This window comes from Peribacillus sp. NPDC097295, assembly GCF_044761665.1.
GTDB lineage: Bacteria > Bacillota > Bacilli > Bacillales > DSM-1321 > Peribacillus.
The window spans coordinates 23,679-36,751 of the sequence record NZ_JBIWCW010000024.1; the positions used below are offsets into that span (position 1 = coordinate 23,679).

Annotated in this window: 14 protein-coding genes; 5 read left to right on the plus strand and 9 right to left on the minus strand. The window is 39.9% G+C overall.

Annotation, left to right across the window (positions count from 1 at the left end; genetic code table 11):
• Positions 1–119 precede the first annotated feature (119 nt).
• The gene (locus tag ACIQXN_RS20605; protein WP_402971147.1) at positions 120–437 is read left to right on the plus strand and encodes a hypothetical protein; all 318 of its coding nucleotides are present in this window, start codon (positions 120–122) and stop codon (positions 435–437) included.
• A gap of 142 nt (positions 438–579) precedes the next feature.
• Here ACIQXN_RS20605 and ACIQXN_RS20610 read toward each other — a convergent pair whose 3' ends face one another.
• From ACIQXN_RS20610 to ACIQXN_RS20645, 8 genes are all read right to left on the minus strand, one after another.
• Complete coding sequence (locus tag ACIQXN_RS20610) at positions 580–1,083, minus strand: DUF6933 domain-containing protein (RefSeq protein WP_402971150.1); 504 nt, start codon at positions 1,081–1,083, stop codon at positions 580–582.
• A 96-nt stretch (positions 1,084–1,179) separates the two neighbouring features.
• Positions 1,180–1,920 (minus strand): ABC transporter ATP-binding protein, encoded by a 741-nt coding sequence (locus tag ACIQXN_RS20615; RefSeq protein WP_402971153.1) that lies wholly within the window; start codon positions 1,918–1,920, stop codon positions 1,180–1,182.
• On the minus strand, positions 1,917–3,068 hold the full coding sequence (locus ACIQXN_RS20620; RefSeq protein ID WP_402971156.1) for an ABC transporter permease: 1,152 nt from the start codon (positions 3,066–3,068) through the stop codon (positions 1,917–1,919). Before ACIQXN_RS20620 ends, ACIQXN_RS20615 begins: the two co-directional genes overlap by 4 nt.
• The gene (locus tag ACIQXN_RS20625; RefSeq protein WP_402971159.1) at positions 3,068–4,285 is read right to left on the minus strand and encodes an ABC transporter permease; all 1,218 of its coding nucleotides are present in this window, start codon (positions 4,283–4,285) and stop codon (positions 3,068–3,070) included. Before ACIQXN_RS20625 ends, ACIQXN_RS20620 begins: the two co-directional genes overlap by 1 nt.
• Positions 4,286–4,300: 15 nt before the next feature.
• Positions 4,301–6,178, minus strand: coding sequence for a hypothetical protein (locus tag ACIQXN_RS20630; protein ID WP_402971162.1), 1,878 nt, complete (start codon positions 6,176–6,178; stop codon positions 4,301–4,303).
• Positions 6,179–6,629: 451 nt separating this feature from the next.
• Complete coding sequence (locus ACIQXN_RS20635; protein ID WP_402971165.1) at positions 6,630–6,857, minus strand: hypothetical protein; 228 nt, start codon at positions 6,855–6,857, stop codon at positions 6,630–6,632.
• Between the two features lie 184 nt (positions 6,858–7,041).
• Positions 7,042–7,752, minus strand: coding sequence for a GDSL-type esterase/lipase family protein (locus ACIQXN_RS20640; protein WP_402971168.1), 711 nt, complete (start codon positions 7,750–7,752; stop codon positions 7,042–7,044).
• A gap of 146 nt (positions 7,753–7,898) precedes the next feature.
• Positions 7,899–9,590 (minus strand): methyl-accepting chemotaxis protein, encoded by a 1,692-nt coding sequence (locus ACIQXN_RS20645; protein ID WP_402971171.1) that lies wholly within the window; start codon positions 9,588–9,590, stop codon positions 7,899–7,901.
• Between the two features lie 233 nt (positions 9,591–9,823).
• Here ACIQXN_RS20645 and ACIQXN_RS20650 point away from each other — a divergent pair, with 233 nt between their 5' ends.
• The 4 genes from ACIQXN_RS20650 to ACIQXN_RS20665 all read left to right on the plus strand — a co-directional run bounded on the left by ACIQXN_RS20650 (position 9,824) and on the right by ACIQXN_RS20665 (position 12,315).
• Positions 9,824–10,027 carry a DUF1657 domain-containing protein gene (locus ACIQXN_RS20650; protein ID WP_402971174.1) on the plus strand — a complete coding sequence of 68 codons (204 nt, stop codon included), beginning with the start codon at positions 9,824–9,826 and terminating at the stop codon, positions 10,025–10,027.
• Positions 10,028–10,143: 116 nt separating this feature from the next.
• The gene (spoVAD, locus tag ACIQXN_RS20655; RefSeq protein WP_402971178.1) at positions 10,144–11,154 is read left to right on the plus strand and encodes a stage V sporulation protein AD; all 1,011 of its coding nucleotides are present in this window, start codon (positions 10,144–10,146) and stop codon (positions 11,152–11,154) included.
• A 77-nt stretch (positions 11,155–11,231) separates the two neighbouring features.
• A complete protein-coding gene (locus ACIQXN_RS20660) occupies positions 11,232–11,438 on the plus strand; it encodes a DUF1657 domain-containing protein (protein ID WP_402971183.1) in 207 nt (68 codons plus the stop codon).
• A 16-nt stretch (positions 11,439–11,454) separates the two neighbouring features.
• Positions 11,455–12,315, plus strand: a complete 861-nt coding sequence (locus ACIQXN_RS20665; protein ID WP_402971186.1) for a DUF421 domain-containing protein — start codon at positions 11,455–11,457, stop codon at positions 12,313–12,315.
• 8 nt (positions 12,316–12,323) lie between these two features.
• Here ACIQXN_RS20665 and ACIQXN_RS20670 read toward each other — a convergent pair whose 3' ends face one another.
• Positions 12,324–12,866 carry a YitT family protein gene (locus ACIQXN_RS20670; protein WP_402971189.1) on the minus strand — a complete coding sequence of 181 codons (543 nt, stop codon included), beginning with the start codon at positions 12,864–12,866 and terminating at the stop codon, positions 12,324–12,326.
• Positions 12,867–13,073: the final 207 nt, after the last annotated feature.

Genomic DNA, 13,073 nt, shown 5'->3' on the forward strand with positions numbered 1-13,073 from the left:
TTTCAGCCGATCATTTGTTTTTTCATCCATACCCCTTAGGCTTTAGTATTGTCACTTTATTTAAATTTTTCATACGATATTAGATAGCTTTCTATCCAGCTTTAAAGGAGGGTGAAAAAATGAAACATCATGGTTTTTATCCATTCCCCCGACAAAACGGAAACCGCCATCACCTGGAATTGAACTTCGAAACGAAGCTGCCCCAAACCCATAATATCGAAAGAAGGATTCAGGAACTTGAACAAAGAAATGAACGCCAACAGCTGAAAAAGATCAATAAGGTTCATCATGATGTCTCACGCGTGAACTCTGCAGTGGAACGTGTGAATCAAAAGGTAGATTCGCTCAGCAAAAATAATGACCAACATACAAACCCAATCAAGAAAAACCCGTGGGATGACGAAATCATTCCATTTAGCTATTCTAAGGATGACTAATGCAAAAAAGGGACTGTCCCCAAAAGGGTAGTTAAGCCTAAATTGAATAAATAGAGAGAGGCAGAAATGTTGATTTAACAACATTTCTGCCTCCTCAATTTTGCGTTATTTCATTCGAAAAAGGACTTATGAGACAGCCCCTTTACATTTTTTCTAATTGCTCTTTCATCAATTTTATCGGATAGCCCGGTGATCTTAAATGGACGAACCGATTGTTGTAGTGGTTAATTTCATTAATGTCCGCAGCCACTATGTCCCTACCCAATGGATAGTCATATTGCATGCTTAGAATAACTTCTTTCAAGTATCCCAATGTACTACGATTATTTGTAGTAGTTATGATCATTTCTTTCGCATTTTCCAAATAGGCATCAATCAGCTCGGGGTTGATTTCTTCTGCGATCAAACTCTCCCGTAAATGTTCTACCAATAATTCCTTGAGATTCAGAAAATCTTTCTTCTTGACCCCCACGATGGTTACACAATAGAGAGTCAGGTCATTTATCATCGTAAGGCAAGTATATCTGCCAATCTTAAATGAATTGACATGCCACCTATCCATTCCCTCTTCCATACCTTCCTTAAAGGGGACTGCTTTTATGTCGAGATTCTTGAGGACCTTTTGGGTTGCTCCAACTAAGAACATGCTTCCTTCACTTCCTTAATTGACTTTACATCTATTAATCAAACGTTTGATTAAAGCATACTACTGCCCTGTTAACGCAACTCATCTAGACCATTATTAAAACACATCATCCGTCTTCTTCAATAGCCTATACACCACTTCTTCTATCCCGATATTGTAGTATCCATCTTTCCGGAAGCTCCCGGCCGCTTGCTTCAGAGTCCCGGTGAATTTCATGACACCTTTTTGCAACACACCTATCCTATCACAAAGTTTCACGATTTCACTCATATCATGGGTAATGTACACAATCGTCTTTCCTTGTTCTGCTAATCTCTTCACATAATGATTGATTTCAAGCTTGGATTGAAGGTCAATTCCCACAGTCGGTTCATCCATTAAGAGAATATCTGGATTGTGAATTAAAGAAACGGCAATGTTCAGCTTCCTCTTCATGCCTCCCGAAAGGCTCGAGACCCTTTCATCCCACTTATCCTGAAGCTGTACGGCATCACATAGTTCCAATAGATGTTCTTCCGTTACTTTTCCCTTTACAAACTTACTCCAAAAGCGAAGATTTTCTTTGACCGTAAATTCTTCCCATAAGGCAATATCCTGTGGGACAAAACCGATTAGTTGGCGGATTTGCTTCGTCTGCTTTTTTAAATCCAGCCCATTTATCTCTATGCTCCCACTTGAAGGCTGTAAAACGGTAGCCAGGATGGAAATGAGCGTTGACTTCCCAGCCCCATTGGACCCTAAAAGTCCAAAGATTTCCCCTTTTCCTATTTGGAAGGACACATTATCGAGTAATGTTTTATCTCCATATCGCTTTACGATGTTTTTAATGATTATCATCTGACCTTCAGCCCCCAACTCGTCGTTCTCCAAAGTAACGCTATACAAACACCTGAAAATATAACTGTCATTCCAATCTCGCTAAACGACGTATGTGCTGGGTAGGCCGTAACCCACAAAATTCTCTGTGGAAGCCAAAGAGACAAAAATTCAAACGTTGGAGAGATATCACCAATCGGAAAAAAACTGCCTCCAGCAATAGCTAGTATGAAGGCCACCAAAGAACCAACTACATAATAACTCCCAAGATGACGCATCCGACTCGCTAGCCACACGCTGATGGCCGTTGTAAAAATGATAAAAAGAATCACTCCAAAACAAAGAAGAAAAGGGACCTCCATAAGTTGAAAATACCTTAATATGTATAAACTGCAAGCAGCCTGAAGAACATGAAAAAGAATATAGGCTCCTGACGTCTGCCTTAAATAAGAAGCGAGTCCTATATTCGTCGTCATCATTCTAGGAAATAAGATGGATCGTTCTTTCACAACCCAATCTGAAGTAATGAAACAGGATATCATTGTGAAAAAACTCCAAACCCCTAGGTAGGAGGTAAATATGACATCTTTACTTTGTGTTCCCTCTATGCCATCTTCACGGACATAGTTTATGGTCATCAACGGTTTTGGATCCAACTGCTCTTTCGTATATTCAAATGCGTCATCCCATACTTCCGCCTCTATGCCTTTTGATTGCTGATAGAGTTTTTCAACTCGATTGGCAGCTTTCACAGAGCTTGTCAGCTTCGTAACCTCACTTGCTACTACTTCACGGACAATCCCTGAAGCAATAGAAGTTGGCGAGGTCCAAAGTTCGATGGTCTCTTTTCTTTCATCCTTTAAAATATGCTCCTGAAACCCTTTTTTAAAGACGAATATACTATCCACCTCATTTCGAGAAAGAAGAATATCCGCGTCGTCGAATGAAGTCTCTTTCACGACGATTCGTTGCTGTACCTCCATTTGTTTGATGACGTTTCTCGAAAAATCGGTTTGATCCTCATCTACGATAGCAATCGGCACGACCAATTCCTTTTGTTGCTTCTCAAGCAATGAACCCACCCCGATAGCCGCCACAATAGGTAGTACAAATAATAAGAGGGTAATAGGCTTGAACATATGCTTGAACTTTTCCATCATTAATCCCATTACCTACTCCTCCTTATTTGCAAAATTCCCTTTGTCATGAATAAACAACATAGAGATAAAACGAGCAGCCACGAACCGATTTCAGCAGCAGAATAGACAGCTTCTTCCTGTTGCAGGGCGAACATGAACTTGAGAACCCAGCCATTCAAAGAAAATAAATTCAAGCTTTGTAACCATTCGGGAAAATATACGGCAGGTATGAAGTGTTCACCGATAATGGCACCCAAAAGAATAAGACCCATCCCAGCAAATTGATAAAACCTTTCATTCCATACCACTGCTTCCAAACATACAAAAACCGTTATAAATACAAAACCAGCCACTAATGTACCGCAGAGCCATAAACCAACCTCCGCCGGATCAATATTTCCCTTCCAAAACAAATAGGAAAGCGCTACGAAGATGGAACTGACGGAAACCATGGTGTATGCCGCAAGCATTCTTGATATCGTTGATTGAAAATATGAAAAACCTAATCCCAAAAGGCGTTTTTCAATGGCTTCATTTCCATTGCTTTTCAATAAAAGAAGACCAAAAAAACTCCATATCATGATGAGCAGGACATAAAAAGAGATGACATAATAGTGTAGTAGACTCTCTTGAAAGAGATTTTCCTGCTTTTTCTCCTCAAAGATTTCCCCACGGCTCAGTACATGCAGGGAAAAGGATAGGATATCCCTTTTGAACTGTTTCTTTTGACTGCTCTCGGGAAATTCCGCCTCTTCCATGAAATAATCGATCGTATTGATTCCACCTTGTGCAGCTGAAGTAAAGTCAGCCGCGCTTTCCATCACATGACGGACAAGCTGGGACTGAAGCGGTCTTTGGCTGTTTCCAGTAACCTTCACAGGTGTATTGATGCCCCGTGCTACATCACGGCTAAAGCCTTTGGGAATGTAGATAACTGCCGCCACTTTATTATTCCGGAGAAGTTCATATCCCTTTTGTTGATTAACTTCCATGGTGGACATGATCCCATTCAAATGTGGGCTATCCGTAAGCTGCTTTATGACCATCTTCGTTTCTACCGTAGGGTCTTCATTTATTACCGCCACCTGAAACGCTTGGACTCGGCTCTCTTCTTTTAAGAAGTGATTCCCGATCACTGCCGCACCCAATAAAAAGAAAATAGGAGCCAGCCACAATGCTGCGGCTGCTTTCCTATTTTTCAACAAAACCTTTACATAAAACGAAGTAAAAATAAATGTGTTCCTCATTAAAACTCACCCTACTCACATTGCATCGTCGGAATCTTCGTCTTCAAAATCATAATAACCATCATAACTCGTTTCATCGATATTACCGTAATCATACATGTCTTCCGAAATGAGACCATATTTAATGCCAAGCTCCATTAGATTTGTTCCAACCTCTTGTTGAATGGCATACATCTTATCAGGAGTAATGCTTACAACACTTAACCCCTCACCAGAATCAAGCTTTAAGTCTGGTAAATCCGCTTCATCTTTCAGCTTCGTCTTGGAATCCATATTGATTGTGACACTGCCTGACTCTGATGCATCTTCTAGACCGAGTGTTGCCTCGAATTTCGAATGAGAATAGTCATCCTTCAAGTTTAGGTCGTTCGTCTGATTAATTGTTCCCTTCAGTGCAGAAGGCATTTCTGAGAAATCCCCACCGTCAAAGGCAAGGTTGAATTTCCTGCTGATATCCTGTTTCTCTCCATCTTCTCCATTGATATCGCTATCCATTGTGAACTTGATTTCTTCTGCCTCCCCAAACTCTTTAAACGTAAAGCTAGCCTCGAGATTTTCAGTCCGCTTCTCTTTTTTAATGGCCACATCATTTGTTACCTTGAACTTTATCGCTCCATCCTGATCATCTTGAGGAGTTAAATCAATGCTGAATGCTTTGTATTTCTGATCGTCCCCATAGGGAACGTTTTTGCTTTTCATGACCACATTGACTTGCTCAGTGCTATCCCCGATCGACGTCGTTACTTTACGGTCGATGATTTGCTCTTTCTTATCTATTAATAAGGTTGAAGTGAACCCTTTGGCAAAGCTGACGTCCTTCAACTCACTCTTTGCGTCTTTTAAGCCATCAACCAATTGTTGCTTCATATTTTTTGTATCCAGCATCTCATCGTCCACTTGTTCGGCAACGGCAGCAGCACTCGCCACTTTTTGGGCACGTTTCACCATCATGCTATGAAGCTCTTTATCTTTAATCAATTCATCCATAAAATCATTGACCAATTTTTTAGTTTCCGAAGCTGATAGTTTAAGAGTGACCTCCCTTACCTTCAATGCCTCACCTTCGTGCTTATATTCCACACCTTTTTCCACCTTGAAATTTTCATCATCCAATCGCTCCATCAAGAAAGTTCCATAACGTCTTTGTAAGTGTTCCTGTTCCTTATCCGACAATTTCAAGTCCTGCCATTCAAGCTCAGATACTTCCAAAGTTTCCGGTCCTTCATATAATGGGTCCATCATTCGCATGAATTCCCCATATTCACTGAAGTTTAAGAAAAAGTACTTATCATACAACATAGGTACCTTTAATCCGGCTTGGTCCTTCGATTGAAACATTTCTACGTCCATCGCTTTTTCCTTATCAATATTTAGTGCTACTGTATAATGACCTTTTTTAGCCTCAGGATCTTGTTCCATATTGGCAGAAATCGAAGCTTGGCTCAATAGTTCCTTTACCACTTCGAAGTCTGGGTCATTTCCTAATGAATCCATGTCAATATTCCCACTGACTGTCATCTGTGAACTGGATGGTTGCTTACCCATTTTCTCTTGGAATTCCATTGAATCGCCATACTGATCCATCCATTCATCTTTTGCATTCTGGTACGATTTATATTCTGAAAGTAAATATAGCTCTTTCGGGGATTTATGAAGTATGATGGCTGCAGCTGCACTAGAGATAAGAATGATAGTTAAAATGGCTGTAATAATCAGCGTTCTTTTACTGAATCGTTTCTTTGAGAACTTTTCTTCCGGTTGCTCCTGCCTCATTTCGGCAGCGGCTATTTCCTTTTCCGTGATTTGATCTTCCACTGGAAGTACCGCACCACATGATGGACAAAAATTGGCTTCCGCATTCACCGACTTACCGCATGTTTTACAATTTTTCATTTTTTATTTTCTCGCTCCCTTTTATTGCTTATGACTCCAGAGACTCCTAAAACTTTAGTCCTTTATCATCATAAACAACATATTTCTATAATTCTATGTTTTCGACAAAAAAAGACAAATCATATAGGGATAATAGGCATGAGTACCTATCACCTTTCCCTCCTCACCCTCTTTCACCAATTATTTACAAAAATCAAAATTACGTTAATCATGTAGCTTGCTACACTTCCCCTTATACCTATGTAAATACTGCCTGACATTATCCCTGCAAAACCTATATTCGGGTAAAATCTTCCCCTTCACAAAAAAGATTTTTATACCGATTAAATATCCATATTTTAACATAAACAAACCTACTATTTAGGAGCAAGTTGAAAAAATGATTTGCTAGGAGTCCAGAGCAACTTCAAAATCCATAAAAAAACGGGAGTATCTTGCACTCCCGTTTCTTTCATTTTAAAAGCTGATTTAATTTTTGATTCCTTACTTCTTGTTCTTCTTCAGAAGATAAATCATACTTTTTTAACAGGTGGAAAATTTCATTCAATGTTTCTTGCTTCTGTTCTTCTTCCAGTAACCCCTTCAATGCTTCACTTAAGGGTTTCGGTAAGAACTCTTGTTGACTTTCGAGCTTCATCCTGACATCTTGCCGGGAATGGTTAAGATTGCATGCTCCCATTTATCATTCACTCCTTACTTCTTTATTCTCATATGAAACCCAAGCATACTACCGTTTCACCTCATTAATCAAACGTTTGATTAAATTAAAGATCTCACACTCCCCCTTTATTCCTGCAACAAAAAAGCCAACATACGCATGCTGACTTTAACGTCTACTTAAACTTCTACTTAAACACTAAACTTTACTTCTTTTTAGATATGCCTTTCCAAAACTCTTTGGCAATCACCTTATATCCTGATTTGCTCAGATGGATATCCTGCTTGTTTGGGATATACTCTTTATATTTTTTATTAATTTGGGTTTCTGTCGATACGTAAGTATCCCCATTTTTCTTTGCCACTGCTTTAATTTGTTCATTTAGTCCTTTCAATAACGGCAAGAGCAATTCTTGTTGTTCTTTCGGATAATAAGGGAAGGGATTATAATAGCCCATCACATATACCATGGCCTTTGGGTTCAATTTATCGATCGTACTAAGAATGGTTTGCAAATTAGCACTGACCGTACCTATCGCATCCTGAGCATTGTATGGGTCTGTTTTGATTTTACCTAGGAGATCATTTGCACCGATATCAATGGTGATATGGGTAGCTTCTTTAATTTCTTTTCGGACTTTACTGCTCTTAACTAAATCATTCTTCAATTTTTCAGAGGTATATCCCGGCACACCAAAATTATCATAATCAGCTAGCTTATATTTATTCTTCACAAAGGTATCTGCAACATAATCGGCATATCCATAATCAATGATCCCATCTGGTGTTTGTCCTGCTGCCAATGAATCTCCTAAAGCTACATACTCCACCTTGGATTGTTTAGCGTGGGCACTCAATGGCGTGACCACAAGTGCTGCCGCCAATAACATACTTGCCGCTTTCCCCTTGTTATTCATATTCGACGCCCCTTCTCCTACCCGTTATGTGTCTCACTAACTAGTTCTTTTTTTTATTGATGATACCTCCCCTTTCAGCTGAATAACTTTTTGACAAAAAGCTACAAAAAAAATGCCCGGTTTCCCGGACATCTCCTTACTTCACATTAAATTTTGAATGCAACGACCTTCTCTTTCAATTCCTCAGCCATTTTCGCAAGCGATGAGGCTGAGGCAGTGATTTCTTCCATGGAAGCTAGTTGTTCCTCTGAAGCTGACGCAATTTCCGCTGTACTTGTAACGGACCCCTCTGTAATGCGGGTTACTTGTTCAATTGCGGCGCTCACCTGATCTACGCTCGCAGCCATTTCTTCCGATACTGCCGACGCTTCTTGTATTTCGGAACTTACTGTTTCAATTGATTCTAGGATGAAATCGAATGTTTTCCCCGTCTCTTCGACCAGTTTCATTCCTTCTGTTACTTCTTCGGTTCCATGATTCATCGTTTTAACAACGTGTACCGTATCATCCTGGATATCCTGAATTAGGTCTGCAATCTGATTAGCTGACTGTCGGGATTGTTCGGCCAATTTCTTTACTTCATCAGCTACCACTGCGAACCCTTTACCATGTTCACCAGCTCTTGCCGATTCTATTGCAGCATTAAGGGCTAAAAGATTCGTCTGATCGGCTATCCCAGTGATTACTTCAATGATCTTACCAATCTCATTGGAGCGATCATTCAGTTTTTTGACCACATCATTTGAATCATTTGTTGAAACTGCGATTGATTTCATTTGTTCAATAACTTTATTCAAATACTCACTGCCGATATTGGCTTGTTTAGCAGCTTCCATAGCCGATTCAGTAACAGTAGAAGTTGTTAAGGCCACTTTTTTTGTACCAACGGCCATTACCTTTACTCCATTTGAACTCTCCTCTACGTAATTATTTTGAATTTCTGCCCCACTGGCTACTTGTTGAATGGCAGTAACTACTTGTGTGGTTGCAGAATTCGTTTGTTCCGCACTTGCCATAAGTTCCTCAGAGGAAGCAGCCACTTGTTCAGTTGCTAAATTCACCGTGCCAATCAAACTTCGTAGATTACCTTTCATCTCATTAAAGGATCTTGCCAATTCTCCGATTTCATCTTTATTCGTCACTTGTATATCTTCAATCGTCAAATTTCCAGCAGCGATTTCTTCAGCTGCAGCAGAAACGAGCAAGACTGGTTTTGAAATATTCCGATTTATGATTAAGGCAATGGAAAATCCAGCAATAATTGCAACGACACTTATGATGAGAATTACCCTTTTCACACCATTCACCTGATTGGATAATGCATCACTCTTTTCTAAAAGAGCAGACTGTTGATAATTGATTGCCTCCTCACTGGCTTTATTCAACTTCACTGTAAGGGGGTCTCCTTGCTTGTTCATTAAGTCAATGTACGCTTTTTCGTCATCTTGATCCTTTAATGCAATAAGCTTTCCAGCAAGCGTTTCATATTCGGCCGCAAAGCCATTTAGCTCATCTAAAATATCTTTTGCCTCAGGGTCCAGATTTAACTTACTATATTTATCCGATGCTTGTTTAAACATATTCTTCGATTCCTGAAACACTGATAGGTATTTATCCGTGTCATTGACCAAATAACCTCGGAGGGCCACTTGCTCCTTTCGAATGGAGTCCACCATTTTTGTAGATAGAACGATTTTTTCGACACGATTCTCTATTACATTCGTATAACTGTCATCCGTACTATTGAACTGAACATAAGTAATGGCAGTAATGATAGCTAAAAGAACCAATACTCCGGAAAAACTCATTAATAATTTTCTCTTCACGGTCATCTTCATCTATTTCCATCTCCCATTAATTTAAATTTTACATTTTTTCCTTCCTAAAAATAATTAAATAGCTGATCTTGCTAGTTATATCGGTGAAAGCACACCAGGTTTTTAGTTGGAAAATAAATGAAAAAAATTCTTATGCTCCAATCTAATTCGAATGAGCAGAAAAAAATGGAAGGAATATTACAAATAATCTTTTAGCAATCTATAAAGGAACGTACACACAGGAGGAATCAACCATGACAGTAATCAGTGATGTAAAAACTACCTTAGCCGGCCTAAAAAGTGCCCAAGCTAGCTTTGAGACCTTCGCCCTTTCGACAGACAACGAACAAGCGAAGCAACTCTATCAGCAAGCTGCACAACAAACACAGGTAATTGTCGACAATATCACTCCACGCATCCATGAAATTGAACAAGAAGAACCACAATATAAACAATAGAAATGTAATGTAAAGAGGTTGGTTGAAACAACCAACCTCTTTACATTTCTTGTTAAGGCTTGTAAGAAGTCTCTTATATATGATAAGAAGCTTTCCACAAATTGAGGTGATTTATCATGCTGACGGGGCATCGCACATGGGTTTTTGATCAAAAGCCTGTCATACTCTCCACCGGAACGGTCGGTGGTCCATTCGAAGCGAACGGAATGCTGGCGGATGATTTTGATACTCTTCATTCCGACTTATGGTTAAATCAGGATTCCTACGAAAAAGCTCATAAAGTTCTTCTAGAAGAAGCAAATACAAAAGCCATTGAAAAGGCTGGCTTACAAAAAGAACAGATACAGTTTTTCCTTGGAGGTGACCTGATCAATCAAATAACACCGACAAGTTTTGCCTGTCGGACTCTTGGTACACCCTACCTTGGTTTATTTGGGGCGTGCTCAACCTCCATGGAGGGACTTGCTCTTGGTGCTTACCTGATCAATACAAAGGGAGCGGATTATATATTAACTGGCGCTTCTAGTCACAACGCCGCAGTTGAAAAGCAATTTCGTTACCCCACTGAATATGGTAGTCAAAAACCCCCCACTGCACAATGGACCGTGACCGGTGCAGGCGTCGCTTTATTAAGCAGTACCGGTCACGGTCCTCAGGTCACATCTGCAACGATCGGTCGCGTCATCGATATGGGTTTAACAGATCCATTCAACATGGGGGGAGCTATGGCTCCAGCTGCTGTTGATACAATCGAAACTCATTTAAAGGAACGGAATCTCGATCCTTCTTATTATGATTTAATCGTGACGGGGGATTTGGGGAAAATCGGGCAGGAGGTCTCGCTTGAGATATTCAAGAAAAACGGTACTCCTATTAAGGAGAACCAATATGTTGATTGTGGACTACTGATTTATAGAGATGACCAGCCAGTATTGGCAGGAGCCAGCGGACCCGGGTGTTCGGCAACTGTTGTATATGGGCATCTATTAAATCGAATGAAAAAAGGAGAAATCAAAAGGATGCTTGTCGTCGCTACAGGTGCCTTATTATCTCCTCTATCCTTTCAACAAAATGAATCCATTCCTTGTATTGCCCATGCCGTTTCGATTGAATATGACGCTCAATAACATCCATAAGAAGTTTGGGTCCGGCAGTAAACTCATAGTAGTTGAGTTTTTCACCAAAAGATAAGGAGAGGTCCAGGATGACTATAGCATCTGACGTTAAACAATGCGCCGCCAGTCTTAAAGGTTTGGAAGCAGGGCTATCTAACCTAGCACTCCGAACTCAGGACGATGAATCGAAGCGGATTTTACATGAAACGATGATGAAAGTGAGTGAAGTGACGAAAGACATTCAAGAGAGGGTCGGAGAATTAGAAAGAGAAGAACCACAATATAGGGGGTTCTGACAGGAGGTACTGAAGAATGCCTGATTGGTTACAGATCGTTTTACGATCGCTATTTTTTTTAGTTGTCCTTTTTTTAATTACCAAATGGTTAGGGAAAAAACAAATATCCCAGCTTTCCTTTTTTGAATATGTCACCGGTATAACAATCGGAAATGTCGGGGCAGAATTAGCGACAAAGGTAGAAGGGAACATAGTACATGGCGTCCTCTCCATTCTCGTTTTTGCATTGGCTCCCTTTTTAGCTGGTTTGATTTCGATGAAAAGTAAGATTTTCCGTGACTTGGTGGAAGGAAAGGCAACGGTGTTCATTAAAGACGGGAAAATCATGGAAGACAATTTAAAGAAAGAAAAATATACAACCGATGAATTACTATGGTTACTCAGAAGCAAGGATGTCTTTGATCTATCTACAGTCGAGTTTGCCTTATTAGAGGCAAATGGTGATTTTTCCGTATTACTCAAGAAAGAAAATCAACCGCTCACACCAAAGGATTTAAATATGACAATGCCTTCCGTCAAGGAAGCACAGATGGTGATCATGGATGGGAAAATCTTAGATGAACCACTCGCCACCATTGGGCTGAATCGGTACTGGTTAAAAACCGAACTAGAGAAACTAGGGATACTTCTTGAAAATGTCTTTCTGGGCCAAGCGAATTCAAACGGGGAGTTAACGGTTGATTTATACGACGATAAACTCAAGGTCCCTTCTCCACAAGAGAAACCCTTATTGCTCGCGACTTTAAAAAAGTGCCAAGCAGACTTGGAGCTTTTTGCTCTCTCTACCGATTCGCCGGAATCCAAAGAAATGTATAGTAAAAATAGCAAGAAGCTCCAAAAAGCCATTGATGATGTAGCTTTCATATTGAGAAATTAATATATTGTTCATTTTCGAAATTCCATAAAGGACGTTATGATACCAATGATGACGATTGTCAGACATGAAAACAGAAAGATTTCTATTCCTAAGATGAATAAGCCCGCTAAGATGATGGCTGTATCGATGATAATGATGATTAAAGCAATATCCATGGTGGAGGATTTAGAAAGGATTTTTGCCAATAAATCCGTTCCTCCACTACTTGTTTCATATCTTAGCATGAGCCCTATCCCAACTCCTATAATTACTCCCCCCATCAATGAACTTGTCAAAATAGAAAACGCAAATTCTCTTTTTAACGGACTTAACCAATCCATGAAAAGGGAGGTCAAAAGTAACCCATGGATGCTGCTATAGAAAAGGGACCGCTCATAACACCAAGCATATATAAATAAAGGAATACTAAGAACAATCATGCAAAGTCCTGTCTGGAAATCAAAGAAATAATGAAGGACGAGTGCGATCCCGATAATCCCACCATCTATTAAGTGATAGGGTACCAAGAACCCATTGATCCCAACGCCAATCAAAAAGCTTCCCACAATCACTGCTATTACTTTTTGGAAATTTATAGAATCACCTTGCTCCCTATTCGATATTCCTTAATATATGTCCAAATCCTAAGGACAAGAATATAAGTGAAAAAAAAAATTAAAGAAAAAATCGAGTAGGAGGAGGCGCCTAGCCTCCGACCTCTCACACCACCGTACGTACCGTTCGGTATACGGCGGTTCAGTTTAAGTCTGACGTAGTTT